20 protein-coding genes are annotated in these 21,203 nt (G+C 68.6%); 12 read left to right on the top strand and 8 right to left on the bottom strand.

All coding sequences use genetic code 11. The features are described 5' to 3' along the window. Positions 1-5 precede the first annotated feature (5 nt). Positions 6-185 carry a hypothetical protein gene (locus tag F3087_RS26565; RefSeq protein WP_150404733.1) on the bottom strand — a complete coding sequence of 60 codons (180 nt, stop codon included), beginning with the start codon at positions 183-185 and terminating at the stop codon, positions 6-8. 233 nt (positions 186-418) lie between these two features. Here F3087_RS26565 and F3087_RS26560 point away from each other — a divergent pair, with 233 nt between their 5' ends. Further along, positions 419-2,350, top strand: coding sequence for an ABC transporter ATP-binding protein (locus tag F3087_RS26560; protein ID WP_223885352.1), 1,932 nt, complete (start codon positions 419-421; stop codon positions 2,348-2,350). On the opposite strand, the gene F3087_RS26555 is transcribed toward F3087_RS26560, so the two are convergent. Continuing rightward, on the bottom strand, positions 2,347-3,264 hold the full coding sequence (locus tag F3087_RS26555) for an alpha/beta fold hydrolase (RefSeq protein ID WP_150404732.1): 918 nt from the start codon (positions 3,262-3,264) through the stop codon (positions 2,347-2,349). The genes F3087_RS26560 and F3087_RS26555 overlap by 4 nt on opposite strands. Positions 3,265-3,367: 103 nt before the next feature. Further along, complete coding sequence (locus tag F3087_RS26550; RefSeq protein WP_150404731.1) at positions 3,368-3,946, bottom strand: TetR/AcrR family transcriptional regulator; 579 nt, start codon at positions 3,944-3,946, stop codon at positions 3,368-3,370. A 229-nt stretch (positions 3,947-4,175) separates the two neighbouring features. On the opposite strand from F3087_RS26550, the gene srmL reads away from it, so the two are divergent. Next, entirely contained in the window at positions 4,176-5,291 is a 1,116-nt protein-coding gene (gene srmL, locus F3087_RS26545; protein WP_150404730.1) for a PheS-related mystery ligase SrmL, read from the top strand. A gap of 2 nt (positions 5,292-5,293) precedes the next feature. On the opposite strand, the gene F3087_RS26540 is transcribed toward srmL, so the two are convergent. The 4 genes from F3087_RS26540 to F3087_RS26525 all read right to left on the bottom strand — a co-directional run bounded on the left by F3087_RS26540 (position 5,294) and on the right by F3087_RS26525 (position 9,531). Continuing rightward, a complete protein-coding gene (locus F3087_RS26540) occupies positions 5,294-6,820 on the bottom strand; it encodes an FAD-dependent monooxygenase (protein WP_150404729.1) in 1,527 nt (508 codons plus the stop codon). A 69-nt stretch (positions 6,821-6,889) separates the two neighbouring features. Beyond that, complete coding sequence (locus F3087_RS26535; protein ID WP_150404728.1) at positions 6,890-7,900, bottom strand: DNA topoisomerase IB; 1,011 nt, start codon at positions 7,898-7,900, stop codon at positions 6,890-6,892. 66 nt (positions 7,901-7,966) lie between these two features. Further along, complete coding sequence (locus F3087_RS26530; RefSeq protein ID WP_040735295.1) at positions 7,967-8,161, bottom strand: con-10 family general stress protein; 195 nt, start codon at positions 8,159-8,161, stop codon at positions 7,967-7,969. Between the two features lie 95 nt (positions 8,162-8,256). Continuing rightward, a complete protein-coding gene (locus F3087_RS26525) occupies positions 8,257-9,531 on the bottom strand; it encodes a glycosyltransferase 87 family protein (RefSeq protein ID WP_150404727.1) in 1,275 nt (424 codons plus the stop codon). 114 nt (positions 9,532-9,645) lie between these two features. Here F3087_RS26525 and F3087_RS26520 point away from each other — a divergent pair, with 114 nt between their 5' ends. Continuing rightward, the gene (locus tag F3087_RS26520) at positions 9,646-10,038 is read left to right on the top strand and encodes an ankyrin repeat domain-containing protein (RefSeq protein ID WP_150404726.1); all 393 of its coding nucleotides are present in this window, start codon (positions 9,646-9,648) and stop codon (positions 10,036-10,038) included. Between the two features lie 64 nt (positions 10,039-10,102). After that, positions 10,103-10,540 carry a nitroreductase family deazaflavin-dependent oxidoreductase gene (locus F3087_RS26515; protein WP_223885351.1) on the top strand — a complete coding sequence of 146 codons (438 nt, stop codon included), beginning with the start codon at positions 10,103-10,105 and terminating at the stop codon, positions 10,538-10,540. 3 nt (positions 10,541-10,543) lie between these two features. Here F3087_RS26515 and F3087_RS26510 read toward each other — a convergent pair whose 3' ends face one another. Next, entirely contained in the window at positions 10,544-11,914 is a 1,371-nt protein-coding gene (locus tag F3087_RS26510; protein WP_150404725.1) for an FAD-dependent oxidoreductase, read from the bottom strand. Between the two features lie 158 nt (positions 11,915-12,072). Between F3087_RS26510 and F3087_RS26505 the strand changes: the two genes are divergently transcribed. The 8 genes from F3087_RS26505 (at position 12,073) to F3087_RS26470 (ending at position 21,161) form a co-directional block, all read left to right on the top strand. Continuing rightward, entirely contained in the window at positions 12,073-13,629 is a 1,557-nt protein-coding gene (locus F3087_RS26505) for an amino acid permease (protein ID WP_223885350.1), read from the top strand. A gap of 423 nt (positions 13,630-14,052) precedes the next feature. Beyond that, a complete protein-coding gene (locus tag F3087_RS26500; protein ID WP_150404723.1) occupies positions 14,053-14,595 on the top strand; it encodes an MSMEG_0572/Sll0783 family nitrogen starvation response protein in 543 nt (180 codons plus the stop codon). A 10-nt stretch (positions 14,596-14,605) separates the two neighbouring features. Further along, entirely contained in the window at positions 14,606-15,664 is a 1,059-nt protein-coding gene (locus tag F3087_RS26495; protein WP_150404722.1) for an MSMEG_0568 family radical SAM protein, read from the top strand. Between the two features lie 3 nt (positions 15,665-15,667). Further along, a complete protein-coding gene (locus tag F3087_RS26490) occupies positions 15,668-17,077 on the top strand; it encodes an MSMEG_0567/sll0787 family protein (protein WP_150404721.1) in 1,410 nt (469 codons plus the stop codon). After that, entirely contained in the window at positions 17,074-17,988 is a 915-nt protein-coding gene (locus tag F3087_RS26485) for a carbon-nitrogen hydrolase family protein (RefSeq protein WP_150404720.1), read from the top strand. The genes F3087_RS26490 and F3087_RS26485 overlap by 4 nt, the downstream gene beginning before the upstream one ends. After that, positions 17,981-19,231, top strand: a complete 1,251-nt coding sequence (locus tag F3087_RS26480) for an MSMEG_0569 family flavin-dependent oxidoreductase (protein ID WP_150404719.1) — start codon at positions 17,981-17,983, stop codon at positions 19,229-19,231. The genes F3087_RS26485 and F3087_RS26480 overlap by 8 nt, the downstream gene beginning before the upstream one ends. An 8-nt stretch (positions 19,232-19,239) precedes the next feature. Then, a complete protein-coding gene (locus F3087_RS26475) occupies positions 19,240-20,085 on the top strand; it encodes a carbon-nitrogen hydrolase family protein (protein WP_150404718.1) in 846 nt (281 codons plus the stop codon). Then, positions 20,085-21,161 carry an MSMEG_0565 family glycosyltransferase gene (locus F3087_RS26470; protein WP_150404874.1) on the top strand — a complete coding sequence of 359 codons (1,077 nt, stop codon included), beginning with the start codon at positions 20,085-20,087 and terminating at the stop codon, positions 21,159-21,161. Before F3087_RS26475 ends, F3087_RS26470 begins: the two co-directional genes overlap by 1 nt. Positions 21,162-21,203: the final 42 nt, after the last annotated feature.

Raw genomic sequence — 21,203 nt, 5'->3', positions numbered from 1 at the left:
TCGGATCAGCAGTACTTGGTGCAGCGCGGCGGGTGTTCGGTGTTGCAGGCCGATCCGCAGGTGGGACAGTGCGATTCGTCGCACCAATCGCCGCCGGTGGTCTTGGTGGACATGACCGGGGCGAGGATCCGGATCGGCTCGCCGATTCGAATGTCGAGGTCGAAATCGTCTACTGGTGCAGACATGTCATTCCTTTCCGCACGTGTTCACCGTGTGCGTTGGTTGGTAGTGCCCATCGGATGGCCGCGTCGATCGCCCGATTCGGCCGTCTCCCACGGTGCTTCGTGGCCGCACCTGCGCGGCAGAGGAGGCGGTCCCGAACGCCCGGGAATTTCGCCCGGCCGGCCGGGCAAGGTTCCCGGCGCCGCCCGGTCGGGATCTCTGCCGATCGGGAAGGCCGCCGGGCCAGCCTGATCGGGTGTCGACGGCCGAATCCGATGCCGCGCCCCTCGTCGGCGTGGACGAAATGACTACGCCCGCGTGGATGACGGTGGACCAGCAGGTGGCCGCCGCCGGGCTGGGGCGGACGCTGCTCGCGCTGCCGGCCGGCGCGCGCGTGGTGATCGGCCTGGCCTGGCAGGCTTCCGCGCGGCTGACCATCGGCACCGTGCTGCTCGCCGTGGCGGGCGGCTGCGCTACCGCGTTCGGCTTGCTGGCCACCGCCGACGTGCTGGGCGGGTTGCTCACGCAGGGGCCGACGCCGCAGCGAGTGGTGGCGGCGCTGCCGTCGGTCGGGCTGGTCGCGGCCGCGCTAGCGGTGCGCGCCCTGATCGAAAGTGCCACCGCCACAGCGGAAGCCCTGTTGAAGCCCAGAGCCGAGCGGATCGCCCGGGACCAGGCGCACACCGCGATCGCGCGGGTCGAACTCGTCGCCTTCGAGGACAGCCACTACGCCGACCTGGTCCGTCAGGGACTACAGCGCGGCATGGGCAGTATCGATCGTTGCTTGCAAGCGATCGTCAGCATCTCGGGCGCGCTGATCCATGTGATCGCCGCCGTGATCACGACGGCGGTGCTGCATCCGCTGCTCGCGCCGCTGGTGTTGCTGGCCGTGCTGCCGGAGCTGTGGGCTTCGGCTCGAGCGGCGAAGTTGTCTTATCAGTCCTATATCCGGATGGTGACGCGCAACCTGCGGACCGCGATCGCCAGCGAGCTGCTGTCCGGCCGGGACACCGCGGCGGAATTGCGCTCGTGCACAGCCGGTCCGGCGTTGCTCGCCGAGTATCGGCGGATCAGCGAGCAGCTCACCGACGAGACCAGCCGGGTCGAATTGGCTAGGGCACGAGTGCGATTGGCCGGCCGCACCGTCGCGGGGGTGGGCACCGGCCTCGCCTACGGCGTGCTCGGCCTGCTGCTCTACCTGGACGCACTGCCGCTGGCGCTGGCGGGCACGGCGGTCGTGGCCATGCGGATGGCCACGACCGCGTTGTCGCAGACCATGATCGGGATCAACAGCCTCTACGAGAACATCCTCTACCTCGAGTTCTACGCCAACCTGCTGGAGCAGACCGAGCGGCGCACCCGGCCGTCCGCGACCGGGCGCGCGCCTGCCGATCCGCGCGAAATCACCCTGGATTCGGTGTCGTTCACCTATCCCGGCCAGGACGAGCCCGCGGTGCGCGAGGTGAGCCTGACCATCGGCCGCGGCGAGATCGTCGCCCTGGTCGGCGAGAACGGCTCGGGCAAGAGCACGCTGGCCAAGCTGATCACCGGCCTGTACCTGCCGACCAGCGGTCGAGTGCAATGGGACGGCGTCGATCTGGCCACGGTCGACGAACAATCCATCTACCGCCGCATCGCGATGGTCATGCAGGATCCCGCGCGCTGGCCGATGACCGCACGCGACAACATCCGCATCGGCCGGATCGAACGAACCGATCCCGATGGCCGCGCGATCGCCTGTGCGGCAGCAGAATCCGGAGCCGACGCGGTCATCGGTGAACTGCCCGACGGCGAACGGACCGTGCTGTCCCGGCGATTCGCCAACGGCCAGGACCTGTCCGGCGGCCAGTGGCAGCGGATCAGCGTGGCCCGCGGCCTCTACCGGGACGCCCCCATCCTGGTCGCCGACGAACCCACCGCGGCCATGGACGCCCGCGCCGAGCATCAGGTATTCCAGTCCCTGCAACGCCTGAGCCGCGGCACCGGCCGAGCCGCGGAGCACCGGACCACGATCCTGATCACCCACCGCCTGGCCAACATCCGGCATGCCGACAAGATCATCGTGCTCGACCGCGGCCGGGTCGTGGAGGCAGGCACCCACACCGAACTGATGCTCGCCGAGGGCACCTACGCCCAGCTGTTCGGCCTCCAGGCCGCCGCCTACCTACCCGAGCGTGCGGTGACCTAGCCGAAGAAGGCGGTCAGCTCACGTACCACCTGCTCCGGCTGCTCCTCGGGAATGTAGTGCCCGCTGCCCTTGACCTCGACGACCCGGATGTCGGTGCCCTTGTCCGCCGACATCTGTTCGCGCAGAGCGGGATACGACTCCTCCCCGGCCAGGGTCAGGATGGGCAGCGTCACCGGATCGTAGGTCGCGAGGTCCGCGATGTCCTGGCGCATCGTCCGATACCAGCCGTTGCCCGCCCGAATCGCCTCCGGCGCATCGTAGGCGTGCGCGTAGATCCGCCGCGCTTCCTCTTCGACCGACGACTGATCGAGCAGCATGTGCCCGTAGAGCCAATCGATCACCAGCCGAAAGCGGTCGGCCAGCAGCTGTTCAGGCAGTCCGTGTAGTTGGTTCAAGGCGAACCACCACGGATAGCCGCCGCGCCCGTCCCCGAGCGCCGTCACCTGATCATCGCTGCTGGGCAGCATCGGGATCGCCTGCCAGGCCGCGTCGGGGACGCCCAGATCGATGGTGACCAGCCGCCGCACCGACTCGGGGAAGTTGGCGGCGAGGTGATAGCCCAGCGAAGCGCCGATATCGTGCCCGGCCACGAACGCGGACCGGTGACCGAGATGGCGGATCAGTTCGTGGATGTCGCGCGCCATGGTCTTCTTGTCATAGCCGGACTCGGGTTTGGCCGAGCCGCCCATGCCGCGCAGGTCGACGGCGGTCACCCGGTAGCGAAGGGCCAACTGCGGCAAGATCTTCCGGAATTGCCACCAGGTCTGCGGCCAGCCGCCGAGCAGGATCAGCGGCTCCCCCGCGCCGCCGGTGACGTGGTGCAACCGGACGCCGTTGACCTCGGCGTAGGCGCTGGTGAAATCGCCGGCCAGGGAGGCGGCCAGCTCGGCATCGGTGGGGACGGTGCGTGTCACAGAGTTACCTTTTCTTTAACGATCAGTCCAGAAAATGGGCACAGCAATGCCCGGACAGGCGGTGGATGCGGCCCGAACGGGCGGTGTGGTGCGGAACGAAGGTTCAGCCGAGCAGGGTCAGCGCCTGTTCGACGGTGTCGTCGAGGAAACGTTGCCGGACCGGGGTCTTGCCGACCACCCGAACCCCCTGCAGCAGCGTGACGAGGAATCTGGCCAGCGCGACCGGATCCCGGTCCACCGACAGCTCCCCCTCGGCGCGCGCCCGCAGCAGCGCGCTCGTGAGCACCGTCTCCATGGTTTCCAAACTGGAGGTCACCAGCCGGCGCGCACCCTCGTCGGCGGGGAGTTCGACCGCGGTATTGGTCATCAGGCAGCCTTTTCGCTGCTCGTCGGCGAGCGAGCTCTCGGCATACCAGCGGACCATGGCGCGGACCGCGTCGAGCGCGGAACCCGGCACGGACAGCTGCGCGAGCAGGTCCGCCCTGGTGTCGTCCACGTAGCGTTCGACCGCCTTGAGATAGAGCTCGCGCTTGCCGCCGAACGCGCCGTAGATGCTGCCGCGCCCCAGCTTCAGGCGCTCGACCAGGTCCTGCATGGACGTGGCCGCGTAGCCCTGTCGCCAGAACAGTTCCATCGCCGTCCGCAGCGCGGCGTCCGGATCGAATTCCTTCGTTCTGCCCACCTCGACGAGGCTACGTTATCTGGACCGATCATTCAAATAAATCGGAGACGGCTGGCCGAGCGGGCCGATGATCCCTTAAGCTTGGGTCATGAACTGGTGCACGCGATTTCTGCGCCCCGGGCCGTCCGTCGGCCGCGGGGTCTGTCGCGTGCGTCCGCTCGCGTAGTTCCGGTGGCAGTCGTCGGTTCGGGGGTTTCGCCGAATCCGGCCGACTACCAAAGGAATACGCATGCCCACCTATCTCACTCCCCTGGATCTGTCGCGCGCGCTGACCGTGCGCGATCTCAGCGATGCCGCGCAGGGCTCGCACGCCATGCAGACACTGCTGAACGGGACCGTCGACGCACTGGCCCGCGCGTGGGGGTCGACCGTGCGCGTGGTGCGCAACTCGCCGCTCGTCGCGGTCGTCGACAACTACGACAAGCTGGGATACGACCTCGCCGACGTCACCCGGGATGCCCGCTACACCCGATACGTCAGTCCCACCACGATGCTGCGCAGTCACACGTCGGCCGATATCCCTGAGACACTGCGAGGTTATGTCGGATCAACGGTGACGATCGATGACCTGATCGTCGTGCCGGGCCTGGTCTACCGCAGGGACGTGGTCGATCGCATCCACGTCGGCGAGCCGCATCAGGTCGACCTGTGGCGGCTGCGATCGACCCCGGACACCGGCGACGCCGACGTCCAGGACCTGGTCGCCCACCTGGTGGAGGCCGTGCTGCCCGGCGCCGAATGGCGGACGACACCGGCGCGGCACCCCTACACCGCCCTCGGCCGGCAAGTGGACGTGCGGCTCGGCGACGACTGGCTCGAACTCGCCGAGTGCGGGCTCATCGCCGACCACGTCCTCGCCGGTGCCGGACTCGATCCCGCCCGCTGGTCCGGCACCGCGCTCGGCATGGGACTGGACCGAGCCCTCATGTTGCGCAAGGGAATTCCCGACATCCGTTACCTGCGGTCGGCCAATCCGCGCATCGCCGAGCAGCTGGGCGACCTATCGCCGTGGCGGCCGGTCTCCACGCTGCCGCCGATCCGCCGCGACCTGTCGGTGGTGATCGCCGAGGACACCGACGACGAAACCCTCGGCGACACCGTGCGAAAGGTGCTGCGCGATCGGGTCGACGACATCGAGTCGGTGCTCGTCACGGCCCGGACGCCGTGGTCCGAGCTGTCCGAAAAGGCCAGGGACCGGCTCGGAATCGTCCCCGGCCAGACGAATGCCGTTGTGCGACTGATCCTCCGGCCGCTCACCCGCACGCTCACCGACGAGGAAGCCAACGCGCTGCGCAATCAGGTGTATCTTGCGATCCACACCGGCCCGCGGCTGGAACTGGCATGAAACTACGCCACCGCGCCGAACCAGCGAATCAACGCCGCTTCCAGTCCATCCCGGCTACCGGAGTCCGCGGCCCACGCCACGAACCCGTCGGGGCGAACCAGCATCGCGGTCAGATCGCCGGTTCGGACGGTCTTGGCGGTGACCACCCGAACCCGAGCTGCCCACGGCGCCGCCGCCGCGCGCAGTTCCGCCGAATCCGCCAGGTCGAACAGCACCGCCCCGCCCTCGAAGAAGTGCTCGCCGATCCTGGTCCCGTCCGACAATTCGAGGTCGGGCACCATGGCGCCGACCCGTTCGTGGCCGCCGCCGAGGTCGTAGCGGTGCAGCACGCCGGAGATCTTCTGGAACACCATGGTCGCGGCCTCGCGGGTGGTGAGGAGCTCGGACATCACCGCGCGAAGTTCCCTGCTGCGCTTGTCGGTTCGCATCAGGGCGACCTGGGCCCGGGTCCAGTCGAGCACCCAGGCGCCGATCGGGTGCCGCTCGGTGGTGTAGGTGTCGAGCAGGTCTGTCTGCGCCCGGCCCTGCACCACCGCGGCGAGTTTCCAGCCGAGATTCACCGCGTCGCCGACGCCGAGGTTCAGTCCCTGCCCGCCGAACGGTGAATGGACGTGCGCCGCATCGCCGGCCAGCAGCACCCGGCCCCGGCGATACTCGGTGACCTGCCGGGTGTTGTCGGTGAACCGGGTGGCCGAGTGCACGGCGGTGATCTCCACCGGAACACCGGACACCGCACGCAGACTCGCCTGGAGACCGGCGGCGGTGATCGGTGCGTTGCGGTCGGCGGGCGGTCCGTCCAGCTCCACGGTGAGGATGCGGCCCAGTGTCGGGTTGTAGACGTACATGCCGGTGTCGGTCGTCGTCCAACCGGGGGTGAGCCCTTCGGCTCCGGTCATTTCGACCAGAGCCTGGTGGCCGGTCACCTCCGGGTCGAGGCCGGGGAAGTCGAAGCCGGACAGCTTGCGCACGATGCTGCGCCCGCCGTCGCAGCCGACCAGCCAGCCGGCCCGAATCGTGTTGTCGCCGAGCCGGATCGTGACGCCGTCGCCGTCCGCGGTGAATTCGGTGAGCTCGACGCCGCGGCGCACGACGACGCCCAGCTCGGCGGCGCGCCGCCCGAGGGTGGCCTCGATGTCCTGTTGCGGGACGAAGAACACCTCGCCGGCCGGGCCGAGGTCGGCGAACTCGGGAAGGCCGAAGTCGATGACGCCGATATCGATCATGATGCCCGCGAAATGCCCGGCGAACCGCAGCTTCAGCGGCTCGGTATCCGACACGGTGCTGTCCCGCGCGAACAAGCCCATCTTCGCGCGCGCCCGATTCTGATCCTCGATCAGCTCCGGCAACAGCCCGCGCCGGTACAGCGCTTGCGCGGTGGGCACATTGATCCCCGCGGCCTTCATCGTGGTATCGATCTCGTCGAGCCGCTCGACCACCAGCACATCCACCCCGGCGAGCCGCAATTCGCAGGCCAGCATCAGCCCGACGGGCCCCGCCCCGGCCACTACTACATCGAATGTCTCGTTCATGAATCCGACTGTGCCGTCCCCCGATTGCGGCGCCCTTGCACCGCCCTTGCGCGCCGCCTTGCGTCCGGCTCACTTGGTCTTACGAAGCAGCCGAATCACCGCCTGATCGACCAGCTCTCGGCGCGCGTCGTCGGAGTCGGCCCGGCGCGCGCGGCGGAGTGCGGACGCGATGGTCGATCCGTTCTCGAACGCCGTCACCACGCGTGGATCGACGTAGGAGTTGCGTGCCACCGTCGGTGTATTGCCGAGTGCCGTCGCGACGTCCTCCATCACCTTCTTCACCACCGCTTTACGCCCGGTTTTCGACGCCGGACGTTCGGTCGAGGCGAAATCCGCCGCCGCCAAAACCGTTGCCTGCCAGGTGCGCAAGTCCTTGGCGCTGCACTCGCAGCAGGCGAGTTCCTTGAACCGGAGATTGATGTCGTCGGAACGCAATTCGCGATAGCCGGTGCCGTTGCGGTAGACGAGCAACCGATCCGAGCCGGACTTGCAGCGCCGCAGCGCGCGAACGGTTTTGGCCACCAACGGTTCCCGAATACTCACCCGGCGCCGGATACCACCCTTGGCCGGATAGTCGAACAGCATCTCGTCGCCGGACAACCGCACCTGCTCGCGCAACAGAGTGGCGACGCCGCGGGTGCCGTTCTCTTCCGCGTATTCCTCACCGCCGACCCGGAATACGCCACGATCGAGCAGTTCGATCGCCACCGCCTCGGCCCGGTGCCTGCCGAGGCCCGGCTCCGCCAGATCGGCCCTGACCTGCCGCCGCACCTCGGGCAGCCGGGCCGCCAGCTCGAGCACCCGGTCGAACTTCTCTTCGTCGCGTTCCTTGCGCCACTGCTCGTGGTACAGATACTGCCGGCGACCGGCCGCATCGACGCCGACCGCCTGCACGTGGCCGTTGGGGTGCGGGGAGATCCACACCTTGCGCCACGCGGGCGGGATCACCAAAGCCTTGATGCGGTCGAGGGTTTCGTCGTCGGTCACCGGTTCGCCGTCGGTACTCGCGTAGGAGAACCCGCGGCCACGTCTGACCCTGGTCAGCCCGGGACCGTACACCGTGCTGCGGCGCAAGCGCATCGGCTGCCATCCCCTCGGGACGGGTCGATGGGCGAGGCCGTTGCCTCGCCCATCGACTGTGTTCGACTATCGGTTCAGGTGGCTGCGTTCGCCGCCGAGGCGTTTGGCCGCGGTCGGCTGGGCCGCCGCGCCCTTCTTGCCAGCCTCGCTGGCCCGCTTGGGGTCGTTGTCGAAGCTGCCGCTGCTCGCCTTGCCACCCAGGCTGGCGATCTTGCGCTGCTGCTCCGCGTCCATGGCGGCAAAGCCACGTCGGGCGGCCATGAATCCCTCCTTGCCTCGAGTACTGCTGTCGGCGACGGCTGGGTGCCGTCACTGACGGCCCTACCCGGGGATCCCGGCAGCAAACACCCGGGAGGTCAGGACGAGTGCTGCGGCACCAGCGCGGGGGTGGGTTCCGGTACCCGGGCCGCGCGGCGGCCGGAGACGAAGTACAGCGCGACGAGCAGCACGCTGAACCACACGTAGGTGTTGCCGATGAAGTGTTGCCATGGCGTCCACTGGGTTTCGCGATGCTCGCCGTCGGGCAGCCAGTTCTGCGGGCCGTAGACGAAGACCGCGGTCATGACCGCGATGGTGATCGACCAGCCGATGGCCTGCCTGCGCGGCAGCAGCGTGGTGTAGCCGATCGCGGCGGCCAGCGCCGGGGCGATCCAGACCCAGTGATGCGACCAGGAGATCGGGGACAGCAGCAGGGTGAAGACGGCGTTGACAGCGAGCGCGAGCGGCGGGAAGTCGGCGGCCCGGCGCATGGCCGCGACCACCAGGACCAGCAGCGCGGCGCCGAGGACCAGCCACAGCACGGTGGAGGCCGGCTTGGGCACCTGCAACCGGGACAGCACCGCCTGGATCGACTGGTTCGTGTGGAACGCCGATCCACTCAAACCGGACACATTGCCCATACCCCCGAACCAGTACTTCGCGGAGTCGCGCGGCAGCACCGCGAAGCCGAGCAGGGTGGCCGCCGCACCGGTCGCCGCGGCCGTCGCCGCCGACTTGTAGTCGCGACGGACCAGGAAATACAGCACGAACGCCGCGGGCGTCAGCTTGATCGCGGCGGCGATGCCGATCAGCATGCCGCGCCGCCAGCGCGGTTTGAACGCGAGGCAGTCGGCCACGACCAACGCCATCAGCAGCAGATTGACCTGCCCGAAGTCCAGCGTCGAATGCACCGGTTCCAGCAGCAGGGCCAGCGGGGTCGCACACGCGGTGGCGACCAGCACCAGCCTGCGCTGATCCTCGCCGGGCCACACCCGCCGGGCGACCAGGTACAGCGTCAGCGCGAGCGCGAGCACCGAGGACACGAAGAAGGTGAACGCCGCCGCGTGCCAGGGCAGCAGCGCGAACGGGCTCAGCGCCAGCGCGGCGAACGGCGGATAGATGAACGGCAGCCCGAACCCGATGCTGGTCTGCGGCAGCTGGCCGTACATGTCGTTGCCGTGCCGCAGCGCGTCGACTCCGAGGCGATAGACCTGTAGGTCGATGAACCCGCCGGTGATCTTGTGGAACGGCCAGGTCGGCAGCAGCAGACAGAACGCGGCGAACGCGATACAAGCGACGGGTGCCAGCCACACCGCGACGCCGAGTCGACGGTTCTTGGCTTCCGGCTCAACGCGGGTGGTCACACTACTCATCCGCGGCGACTATACCGACCTATCGTGTCCGGCACACCAGGTGGGAGGGCCCTTCCGGGGCCGGCCGGGCGATCCGCCGCAAAACGGACGCCGCGCAGTGGTAGGAATGGGCGAATGAGCGATGAGCTGGATCCGGAAATCGTCGAGCTGGCCACCAAGGTGTTCGGCTTCGCGCGGCAGGGTGATGCCGCCTCGCTGGCCACGTATGTGGATGCCGGGGTGTCCGCCGATCTGACCAATGATTCGGGAGACACGCTGCTCATGCTGGCGACGTATCACGGTCATCGGGACGCGGTCGCGGCATTGCTCGATCGGGACGCGGACCCGAACCGGGCCAACGACAAAGGGCAAACCCCTTTGGCCGGTGCCGTTTTCAAGGGTGAGGCCGAGATCGCGCGCCTGCTCATCGAGTCCGGCGCGGATCCGGACGCGGGTACTCCGTCCGCGCGCGACGCCGCCGTCATGTTCGGCAAGGCCGATCTGCTGGAGCTGATGGCCGACTACTGAGCGGCCGGAATTTCGCCGCTCGCCCGGTGGTTGCCGGAGGAAACGCAACCGCTGGAGGAATGACGTGTCCGACCCCAACACCACCATCGAACCGAAGAGCTTCAACGAGCAGGTGATCGACGAGTTCCGCGCCAACGCGGGCAAGGTCGGCGGCATGTTCGAGGGTGCGGCCATGGTGCTGATCACCACCACCGGCGCCAAGTCCGGGCGCCGCATCACCAACCCGCTGGTCTACCTGCCCGACGGCGACCGGATCGTGCTCATCGCGTCCAACGGCGGCGCCGACAAGCACCCGTCCTGGTACCACAATCTGCGCGCGAACCCGGACCTGACCGTGGAGGTCGGCAGCGAGCGATACGAGGCGAAGGCCGAGGTCGTCACCGGCGCCGAACGCGACGCACTCTACGCCAGGATGGTCGAGATCATGCCCGGCTTCGGCGAGTACCAGGAGAAGACCTCGCGGGTGATCCCGGTGTTCGTGGTGCGCCGGCACGCGGCCTGAGCGCTACCCGCGCTCGCGCACCGCGGCGACCGCCTTGCGGGCGGCCACCAGGATCGGGTCCCACACCGGGGAGAACGGCGGCGCGTAGCCGAGGTCGAGGGCGGTCATCTGCTCGACCGTCATGCGCGCCGTGAGCGCGACGGCAGCGATGTCGACGCGCTTGCCCGCGCCCTCGCGGCCGACGATCTGCACGCCGAGCAGGCGTCCGGTGCGCCGCTCGGCGAGCATCTTCACCGTCATCATCGCGGCATCGGGGTAATAGCCCGCGCGGCTGGTGGATTCGATGGTGACGGTCACGTATTGCAGACCGGCGGCGCGAGCGTCCCGCTCCCGCAAGCCGGTTCGCGCGACCTCCAGGTCGCAGACCTTGCTGACCGCGGTGCCGACCACGCCGGGGAACGTCCCGTATCCCCCGCCGACATTGGCGCCGATGATCTGGCCGTGCTTGTTGGCGTGCGTACCGAGGGCGATGTGGCGTTCCCGCTCGGCGACCAGATCCAGCACCTCGACGCAATCGCCGCCCGCCCAGATGTTTTCGTGGCCGCGCACCCGCATGGCCAGATCGGTGAGCAGTCCGCCGTATTCCCCCAGCGGCAGACCCGCCGCCCGCGCCAGTTCGGTGTCCGGGCGCACGCCGATGCCGAGCACCACCACGTCCGCGGCATATTCGGCGCCGTCGGCGACCACCGCGCGCACGAGACCCGTTTCGCCGGTGCGGATCTCGGTCACCTCGGCATTGCCGACCACCTTGATGCCCATGCCGCACATGGCATCTCGGACCAGCGCGCCCATGTCCGGGTCCATCGTCGACATCGGCTCGGGACCGCGGTGCACCATGGTGACGTCGTAGCCGCGCTGAATCAGCGCCTCCGCCATCTCGACGCCGATGTACCCCGCGCCGACCACCACCGCGCGCTTGCCCTCGGTCCGTTCGAGGGTGTCGAGCAGCGCCTGCCCGTCGTCGAGGGTCTGCACGCCGTGCACGCCTTGCGCGTCGATGCCCGGCAGCGGCGGCCGGATCGGGCGCGCGCCGGTGGCGATGACGAGTTTGTCGTAGTCCGTCCATGATTCGGCGCCGGAGTCCAGATCGCGGGCGCGCACCCGGCCGCCCGCGACATCGAGCTCGACGACCTCGGTGCGCATGCGCAGATCGATGTCGCGGGATCGATGCTCCGCGGGCGTACGGGCGATCAGCGCGTCCCGGTCGAGCACGTCGCCGCCGACCCAGTACGGGATGCCGCACGCGGAGAACGAGGTGAACCGCCCCCGCTCGAAGACCACGATCTCCAGCTCGCTCGCGTCCTTCAGCCTGCGTGCCTGCGAGGCCGCCGACATTCCGGCCGCGTCACCACCGATGACCACCAGTCGCTCCATAGGCTTCACGCTACGGCCGACCGTCCGCCGCCGGCCGGAGGGGGTCGCCGCGATTTGCTGCGGTATTCCTGGTTGCCGTGCGGTTGACCCAGGTTTACTCCACACTGATCTTCTGGCAAACGCTGTGTGAGGGCAGCGTTTACACCCGGGAGCTACACATGAGTGATCTACCGTCTCCGTCCGACGATGAACGTCGGCTCGCCGAACTCGGCTACAAACAAGAATTGGCCCGATCCTGGTCCGGATTCTCGAACTTCGCCATCAGTTTCACCATCGTCTCCATCCTGACCGGCGGATTGGCCAGTTACGGAATCGGTTTGGCCAATGGCGGCCCGATCACCATGGCCTGGGGCTGGCCGCTGGTCTCCATCATGGTGCTGTTCATCGGCATGGCGATGGCGGAATTGGCGTCGGCCTATCCGACCTCCGGCGGCCTGTACTGGTGGGCGGCGCAGCTCGGCGGGCCGGTCTGGGGCTGGTTCACCGGCTGGTTCAACCTGATCGGCCAGATCGCGGTGACCGCGGCCATCGATTACGGGGCGGCGATCTTCACCACCGTGGTGCTGAACGTGATCGGCATCGATATCGGCACCGACCGGACCGCGATTTTCCTGGTGTTCATCGTGATCCTGGTGCTGCACGCGGTGCTCAACGCGATCGGGCCGCACCTGTCCGCGGTGATCAACAACATCTCCGCCTGGTGGCATGTCGGCGGCGTGGCGATATTCGTGCTGGTGCTCGCGTTCGGCGCGAATCATCATCAGAGCGTCGAGTTCGTGTTCACCAAAACCGTCGACAATGCCGGGGTCGGGTTCGGCGGCGTGGCGTTCAGCTTCCTGCTCGGCCTGCTGCACGCGCAATACACGTTCACCGGATATGACGCGTCCGCGCACATGTCCGAGGAAACCCACGACGCCTCGCGCATGGCGGCCAAGGGCATCATCAACACCATCGTGGTGTCGGCGATCGCCGGTTATCTGCTCATCATGGCGGTGACCTTCGCCATCCCGAATCTCGACGACGCGCTGGATCCCACGAAGAACAGCGGTTATCCGGTGATCTACATCCTGGAGAACTCGCTCAATTCGTTCTGGTCGGGTCTGCTGCTGATCATCGCGGCGATCGCGCAGCTGTTCTGCGGATATGCCTCAGTCACCTCGGCCTCGCGCATGCTGTTCGCGTTCGCCCGCGACGGCGCGGTGCCGGGATCGGCGCTCTGGTCGAAACTTTCGGCCAAGCGGGTGCCGGTGAACGCGGTGCTGTTCATCTCGGTGTTCGCGTTCGTACTGCTGATTCCGTCGATGCTGGTGCCAGCCGAGAACGCGCCGACCGCCTACGCGGCGGCCACCTCGGTCGCGACCATCGGGCTCTACATCGCCTACGGCATCCCGATCCTGCTGCGGCAGGTGCACGGCACCCGATTCCGCACCGGCCCATGGCAAGTGGGCAAGTGGTATCGCCCGGTCGGGGTGGTGGCGCTGATCTGGATCGTGCTGATCAGCTTCCTGTTCATCCTGCCCACCGATGACCGCGGCTATCCGTGGAACAGCGAATTCACCTGGAACACCGTCAATTACGCGCCGATCGCGTTGGTCGGCGTGGTCGGTGCGATCGGCATCTGGTGGCTGGTTTCGGCGCGCAACTGGTTCACCGGGCCCAAGCGGACGGTCGAGGAGGCGCCGGACGCCGGCGGCGAGACGACGGTCAACGCCTGATTCGACCAGCTCTACCGGATCGGCCCGCTCGACTTCTGTCGGGCGGGCCGATTTTGTTATTCGACCGGCCGTCAGCGCGGTTTCGGTGATGTTACGTGTCGCTCCTGGATGCTCCCTAGTCGTTAACTCTTACCTGGCTGATTCCGGCGGTTCGGATTCCTGGCAATTAAGTCGACCGCTCGCTCTTCGGTAACCATTTCGCGACTTACTCGAATTACCCTGTGCCGCAGCACTTTAGCGTTTTCCGCAGAGCGTGACGTGGTGAGTATTACGAAATCCTCGATTGTTCCAGACGTAACCAATCGGCAATATCCGAGACGTCAACTTGACGAATACGAAATCGGGTGTTCCACCCGAGGCGGAGGTTCCCCGGGCACGGCCGCCCCTGTCGACACCCGCCACTTTTCCGCAGAGGAGTAGCCCATGTCCGCACCTTCGACAACCACCGATGTCGACCAGGCGATCGCAGCGAACATCAAGAAGTCCCTGGAAGAGATCCCGCACCCGGCGCTGCCCAAGGGCACGAATATCTACGGCGCGACCAAGATCTTCCCCGACTATCAGGCCGAGGCCGGCGAAACCTATTTCACCCTGGTACACGGCATCGCGCACGAGTCGTCGGTGAGCTTCGTCGCGATCCTGCAAGCCACCCGGGCGCTGCGCAAGGGCTTCGAATCGGCTATCTACTTCTACGGTCCCGGCGCCGTGAATGCCATTGCCAACCGCGGCTTTCCGACCACCGGCGACAACGGCTTCCCGGGCGAACAGAACATCAACGATGCCCTGGCCACCTTCATCAAGGAGGGCGGGACGGTGTTCTGCTGCCGCTTCGGCCTGGCCCTGCACGGCGCGCGCGAAGAGGACCTGATCGCGGGGGTCATCCCGGCGCATCCGCTCGACGTGCAGGACGCGCTGATCCACTACGCGCGCAAGGGCGCGATCATCAATTCCACCTATCAGCTCTGAGGTGACCCCCATGAATGGTCTGTCTACTCGAGTGGATATCGCGCTCCTCGGTATCCGAGTCGACGCCCCGGTGCAGCGCCGTTCCGGTGCCGGGCCGAGCGACGACGGCCATGTGCTGATCGGCGGCGTCGGCGCCGCCATCCCGATCCGGTCCGACAGCCCGTACCTCGTCGAGGGCAACCGCCTGTTGTTCGACGGGACGGACACCGGCCTGGAGATCGAGCCGGTTCAGCGCCCCAAGTTCTATGACCTCAGTACCGCCGATGGCGTGTCCTACGAGCAGATCGCCCGGCTGCACGGTTCGAATGTGCTGGCCACCACCGTGGTTCAGACCTGCATCCGGTACGGCGAGGAGCAGCGGTGCCGGTTCTGCTCGATCGAGGCGTCGCTGGCGGCGGGCTCCACGATCGCGGTGAAGCGACCGGATCAGCTGGCCGAGGTCGCGGAGGCGGCGGTCCGGCTCGACGGTGTGCGGCAGCTGGTGCTCACCACCGGTACCAGCGCGGGGAAGGATCGCGGCGCGCGGCATCTGGCCCGGTGCGTGCGGGCGGTGAAAGCCGTTGTGCCGCAACTGCCGATCCAGGTGCAGTGCGAGCCGCCCGGCGATCTGTCGACGCTCGCCGAGTTGCGCGCGGCGGGCGCGGATGCCATCGGGATCCACGTCGAGTCGCTCGACGACGAGGTGCGGCGGCGGTGGATGCCGGGCAAAGCGACTGTGCCGCTGGATGATTACCGTGCGGCGTGGGCGGAGGCGGTCCGGGTGTTCGGGCGTAATCAGGTGTCGACCTATCTGCTGGTGGGTCTCGGTGAAGATCCCGACGAATTGGTTTCCGGCGCAGCGGAACTGATCGACATGGGCGTGTATCCGTTCGTGGTGCCGTTCCGCCCGCTGCTCGGCACCCTCGCGGTCGACGTGGACGGTGCGACCGCGCCGCGCGCCGATGTGCTCGCCGACGTGACCGTCCGGGTGGCGAAGGAGTTGCGGCGGGCGGGGATGCTCGGCACGGATCAGCGGGCGGGCTGCGCGGCATGTGGCGCGTGCAGCGTCCTGCGGAGCGCGGGAGGTTGACCGATGACGCTCCCCGAGGTCGATTTCACCGTCCTGACCGGCCCGGCACCGCAGCGGGTCACCGAGCCGGACTTCCTCATCCAGCCCGCTGATTCGGCGCACCTCGCCGCGTATCGCGCATTGCGGCACGCGTCGTTCGTCGCGGAACAAGGCCTGTTCGCCCGCACGGACCTGGACGACATCGACGACGATCCGCGCACCCGGGTGCTGGTGGCGCTCGATGCGACGGGCACCGTGCTCGGCGGCGTCCGCCTCGCCCCGGCGACCGAACCCGACCTCGGCTGGTGGACCGGCAGCAGGCTGGTGGTGGATGGACGACGCCGGACCCGTGGCGTCGGACCGGCCCTGGTCCGAGCGGCGGCCGCCGAGGCGGAGTCACACCATGTGCTGCGGTTCGAGGCCACGGTGCAGGCCAGGCACGAGCCGATGTTCGCGCGGCTCGGCTGGATTCGCCTGGCCGACCTCGACGTCGCGCACCGCCCGCACGTGCTCATGCGCCGGCCGATCGATCGGATCGAACGGCTCGCGCAAACCACCAAAGCACTGCTCGCCTCCGCGCTGGCACCCTTGCGGGGACTGCCGTCGAGTTTGGGCGGCAACGGATTTCGCGGCGACGACGGCGCGCCCGTGCCGGGCAGCGATCTGATCGCCGCGTGTGACGCCATCATTCCGTCGATGGTGGAGCGCGATCCGGAGTGGGCCGGCTGGTGCTCGGTGCTGGTCAATCTCAACGATCTGTCCGCCATGGGCGCCGCGCCGGTCGGACTGCTCGACGCCGTCGGCGCACCCCACCAGTCGATCTTGACCAGGGTGATCCGCGGCCTCGCGCGAGCGAGCGAGGCCTGGGGCGTGCCCGTACTCGGCGGGCACACGCAACTCGGTGTGCCCGCGGCACTTTCGGTGACCGCGCTGGGTCGCACCGCGCACCCGGTGCGCGGCGGCGGGGCCCGGCTCGGCGACGAGTTGCGGGTCACCGCCGATCTCGGCGGCGGCTGGCGACCCGGATATCAAGGCCGGCAGTGGGATTCGACGTCCAGGCGGACCGGTGCCGAGTTGCGCCTGCTGGCCGGGTTCGTCGCCCGGATCCGGCCGCACGCGGCGAAGGACGTCAGCATGGCCGGCCTGGCCGGCACCAGCGGAATGCTCGCCGAGGCCAGCGGACTCGGGGCAGAGCTCGACCTCGCCCGGATGCCGCGCCCCGCAGGCGTTTCCGTCGGCGAGTGGCTCACCTGCTTTCCCGGGTTCGCCATGCTCACCGCCGACCGCCCCGGCGCGCCCGCCGGATCGGCCGGGCCCGCCGCGTCGGCCGTTTGCGGACGACTGACCTCGACGCCGGGCGTCGGCCTGCGCTGGCCCGACGGCGTCACGACACGAGCGGTGCACAGCACCGTCACCGGATTAGGAGAATCATGAACGACGTCACGATCTCCGTGGCGGCCGCGGAATTCGGCCGCGATATGGAGGCGGGTTACCGCACCATCGCCGCGCTGCTCGCGCAGGCGCGCGAGCGCGGCAGCCGGCTGCTGGTGCTGCCCGAGGCGTGCCTCGGCGGCTACCTGCCCAGCCTCGGCGGCGGCGACGAATCGGAGGAGGCCAAACAGCGCAGGCTGCGCAGCCTGCCGCCCGCGCTGGAGCTGGACGGCCCCGAACTGCGCCGGGTCATCGATATGGCCGGTGATCTCGTCGTCACGCTCGGCTTCTGCGAAGCCGACGGCGCCACGCGCTACAACACGGCGGTCACCCTCACCGGCGACGGCGTGCTCGGCACCTATCGCAAGGTGCACCAGCCGCTCGGCGAAAACCTCTGCTACTCGGCCGGATCGGAGTATCGCGCGTTCGACACACCGATCGGCCGGATGGGCATGCAGATCTGCTACGACAAGGCGTTCCCCGAGGCGGCGCGGCTGCTCGCGCTCGACGGCGCCGAGATCGTCACCTCGCTGTCGGCCTGGCCGTCGGCGCGCACCGCCACCGTGGCCGACCTCGAGGACGACCGCTGGAAGCAGCGCTTCGACATCTACGACCGGGCCCGCGCGTTGGAGAACCAGCTCGTCTGGGTCGCCTCGAATCAGGCGGGCACCTTCGGATCGCTGCGCTTCGTGTGCAGCGCGAAGATCGTCGGGCCCGGCGGCGAGATCCTCGCCACCACCGGCGCCGAACCCGGACTCGCCACCGCGACCATCGATCTCGACGAGAAGCTCGGGCTGGCCCGCAACAGCGGCATGTACAACCTGCGCGACCGCAGGCCCGACCTCTATCGCACGGTGGTCGCCGAATTCGGCGTGGTCGGCATGCCGTCGGCATGGGAGCCGGTCGATGCCTGAGCGGACCCAGCACGACGTGGTCGTGATCGGCGCGGGCCAGGCCGGGTTGTCGGTGAGCAGCCACCTCGTGCGGCGCGGCGTCGACCACGTGGTGCTCGAGCGCGACACCATCGCGCACGAATGGCGCGACAGCCGCTGGGACAGTTTCACTTTGGTGACCCCGAACTGGCAGTGCGTGCTGCCCGGCTACCGATACTCGGGGCCGGAACCGGATGGCTTCATGAAGCGGGACGAGGTGTACGACTTCGTGCGCGAGTACGCCGCGACGTTCGACGCACCGGTGCGCGAGCACGTCACGGTCACCGCGGTCACCCGCTCCCCCGTCGGCGGCTTCGATCTGGAGACGACCATGGGCCCGCTGCACGCCGAGCAGGTCGTGGTAGCCGTTGGCGGATACCACATTCCGGCGATTCCCCGGCTCGCCGAGAAACTCCCGTCCTCGATCCGGCAGCTGCATTCCTCCGAATACCGCAGCGCCACCGATCTTCCCGACGGTGCGGTGATGGTGGTCGGGACCGGGCAGTCCGGTGCGCAGATCGCCGAAGACCTGCACCTGGCGGGCCGGAAGGTGCATCTGGTCGTCGGCAGCGCACCACGCGTCGCCCGCTTCTATCGAGGCCGGGATTGCGTTGCGTGGCTGCACGATATGGGCCACTACGACATCCCGATCGAGGACCAGCCGGGCGGTATCGGCAAGCGCGAGAACACCAATCACTACGTGACCGGTCGCGACGGCGGCCGCGACATCGATCTGCGCCGGTTCGCCGCGGACGGAATGTCGTTGTACGGCAGGCTGGTCGACGCGTCGGGATCGACCATGCGGTTCGCGCCCACCTTGGCGGGATCGCTCGACGCGGCGGACGCGGTCGCGGAGAGCATCAAGGATTCGATCGACGCCTATATCGAGCGCGAAGGGATCGACGCACCACGGGAATCCCGCTACCGACCGGTCTGGCATCCCGAGTACGAGACCACCGAGATCGACACCGCGGCAGCGGATATCACGTCGATCGTCTGGGCGGTCGGCTTCCACACCGACTACCGCTGGCTGCGCGTCGGCGTCTTCGACGGCGAGGGACATCCCTGCCACAACCGCGGCGTCACCACCGCGGCCGGCCTGTACTTCATCGGACTGCCCTGGCAACACACCTGGGGCTCCGGTCGTTTCGCCGCGGTCGCCCGCGACGCCGAGTATCTCGCCGACCACATCGGCGCGTTGACGCCGAGTTCGGTGCGGGCCTAGGCCGCGCCGTGGGAACCACCCGGGTTGCCGCGCTGGCCGGTCATTTCGGCTCGGACATCGCGCGGGCGCTGGACAAGCTCGGCGGGATCATCGAGCGGCTCGCGGCCGAGCGGGTCGATCTGCTGGTGCTGCCGGACGCGACGCTCGGCGGCTACATCGGCGATCTGCGCAACCCGGTGACCGCGCCCGTCGCCCTGGACCCGGACGGCCCGGAGATCCGGCTGCTGTGCTCGCTGGCGGGCGCGATGACGGTGTGTGTCGGCTACGCAGAACGCGCGGGCGAGCTGCGCTACAACGCGGCCACCTGCCTGACCGGCGACGGCGTGCTCGGCCATCACCGCAAGGTGCACCAACCGGCCGGCGAGCACCTGGCCTACGCGGCAGGCGACAGCTTCACCGCGTTCGATACCCCGGTCGGCCGGATCGGGATGCTCATCGACTACGACAAGACCTTCCCTGAGTCGGCCCGCACCCTCGCCCTGGACGGCGCGCGCACGCTCGCAGTGCTCTCGGCCTGGCCGGCCAGCGTCACCGATCGGGCCTCCCGGATGCCGAACGACCGGCAGGCCAGGCTGTTCGATCTGTACGACATGGCGCGGGCCGCGGAGAACCAGGTGGTGCTGGCCTCGTCGAATCAGACCGGGGTCACCGGGTCGCTGCGGTTCCTCGGACAGGCCAAGGTGGTCGGTCCCGGTGGGGATGTGCTGGCCCGGACCTGGTCGAAAGGTGGCCTGGCCGTTGCCGATATCGACATCGATCGCGAGGTCGATCGGGCCAGGCGGGTGCTGCGGCATCTGGCGGAGCGCCGGGTGGAGACCTATCACAACCTGGTCGAGGAGAAGGGCGTCGGATGATGCGGATCGCGCTGCTCACCTACTCCACGAAACCGCGTGGCGGCGTGGCGCATACGCTGAACCTGGCGGAGGCACTGGCCGCGGCGGGCGCCGAGGTGACGGTGTGGAGTCTGGCGCGCGACGGTGACTCCGGGTTCTTCCGGCCGGTGGACGACGCGGTGCGGGTCGAGTTCGTGCCGTTCGCCGCGATCGACGACGAGTCGGTCGGGCAGCGAATTCTGCGCTCGATCGACACATTGCGTGCCGCGTTCGACGCGACCCGATACGACATCGTGCACGCACAGGATTGCCTCACCGCCAACGCGGCCGGTCGCTGCATCCGCACGATCCATCATCTCGACGAATTCACCACACCCGAACTCGCGGCCTGCCACGAGCGCGCGATCGTCGAGCCGTATGCCCGGATCTGCGTGTCCGCGGCCGTCGCCGAGGAGGTCCGCGCGGGGTGGGGATTCGAGCCGACGGTGATCCCCAACGGGGTCGACTTCGAACGATTCGCGGCCGCCGGGACCGGGCAGACGTGGCGAAACCGCTTGGGGCGCTATGTACTCGCGGTCGGCGGCATCGAACCGCGCAAAGGCTCGATTGATCTGCTGGAGGCCTTCGCACTACTGCTCGACGCGGAACCGGACCTGGCCCTGGTCTTCGCGGGCGGCGAGACCTTGTTCGACTACCGCGACTATCGAGCCCGGTTCACCGCGCGCGCCGCCGAACTCGGCATCGCCCCGGTGATCCTCGGCGTGGTGCCCGACGCCGACCTGCCCGCGCTGGTGGCCGCCGCGGCGGCGGTGCCGTTCTTCTCCCGTAAGGAAGGCTTCGGGTTGTCGGCGATGGAGGCGCTCGCCGCGGGCGTACCCGTTGTGGCGCGCGATCTTCCGGTGCTGCGGGAGGTCTTCGGCGATGCCGTCGACTACGTGTCGACGCCCGGCGAGATGGCCGCAGCGTTGCGCGCGGCGCTGCCCGCGGATCCGGCCCGGCGAGTCCGCGGACGCGCGGTGGCGGTGCGGTATCGGTGGGCCGACGCGGCCCGCGCGCACCTCGATTTCTACGCCGCGCTGCCCGCCGTCACCGGGTGACTCGTCCGGAAACCGGCAACTGGTTCGTGTTTTGTCGGTGTC

The sequence above is a fragment of the Nocardia colli genome (assembly GCF_008704205.1).
GTDB lineage: Bacteria > Actinomycetota > Actinomycetes > Mycobacteriales > Mycobacteriaceae > Nocardia > Nocardia colli.
Note: the sequence above shows the minus strand (reverse complement) of the source record. Positions and strands in the feature narration are given on the sequence as shown.

Excerpts from the sequence above, each read along its gene's own strand:
- F3087_RS26520 (WP_150404726.1), top strand. The coding sequence starts at position 9,646 with ATGAGCGATGAGCTGGATCCGGAAATCGTCGAGCTGGCCACCAAGGTG.
- F3087_RS26525 (WP_150404727.1), bottom strand. The coding sequence starts at position 9,531 with ATGAGTAGTGTGACCACCCGCGTTGAGCCGGAAGCCAAGAACCGTCGA.
- F3087_RS26530 (WP_040735295.1), bottom strand. The coding sequence starts at position 8,161 with ATGGCCGCCCGACGTGGCTTTGCCGCCATGGACGCGGAGCAGCAGCGC.
- F3087_RS26540 (WP_150404729.1), bottom strand. The coding sequence starts at position 6,820 with ATGAACGAGACATTCGATGTAGTAGTGGCCGGGGCGGGGCCCGTCGGG.
- F3087_RS26500 (WP_150404723.1), top strand. The coding sequence starts at position 14,053 with ATGTCCGCACCTTCGACAACCACCGATGTCGACCAGGCGATCGCAGCG.
- F3087_RS26485 (WP_150404720.1), top strand. The coding sequence starts at position 17,074 with ATGAACGACGTCACGATCTCCGTGGCGGCCGCGGAATTCGGCCGCGAT.
- F3087_RS26510 (WP_150404725.1), bottom strand. The coding sequence starts at position 11,914 with ATGGAGCGACTGGTGGTCATCGGTGGTGACGCGGCCGGAATGTCGGCG.
- F3087_RS26490 (WP_150404721.1), top strand. The coding sequence starts at position 15,668 with ATGACGCTCCCCGAGGTCGATTTCACCGTCCTGACCGGCCCGGCACCG.
- F3087_RS26565 (WP_150404733.1), bottom strand. The coding sequence starts at position 185 with ATGTCTGCACCAGTAGACGATTTCGACCTCGACATTCGAATCGGCGAG.
- srmL (WP_150404730.1), top strand. The coding sequence starts at position 4,176 with ATGCCCACCTATCTCACTCCCCTGGATCTGTCGCGCGCGCTGACCGTG.
- F3087_RS26505 (WP_223885350.1), top strand. The coding sequence starts at position 12,073 with ATGAGTGATCTACCGTCTCCGTCCGACGATGAACGTCGGCTCGCCGAA.
- F3087_RS26480 (WP_150404719.1), top strand. The coding sequence starts at position 17,981 with ATGCCTGAGCGGACCCAGCACGACGTGGTCGTGATCGGCGCGGGCCAG.
- F3087_RS26470 (WP_150404874.1), top strand. The coding sequence starts at position 20,085 with ATGCGGATCGCGCTGCTCACCTACTCCACGAAACCGCGTGGCGGCGTG.
- F3087_RS26535 (WP_150404728.1), bottom strand. The coding sequence starts at position 7,900 with ATGCGCTTGCGCCGCAGCACGGTGTACGGTCCCGGGCTGACCAGGGTC.
- F3087_RS26495 (WP_150404722.1), top strand. The coding sequence starts at position 14,606 with ATGAATGGTCTGTCTACTCGAGTGGATATCGCGCTCCTCGGTATCCGA.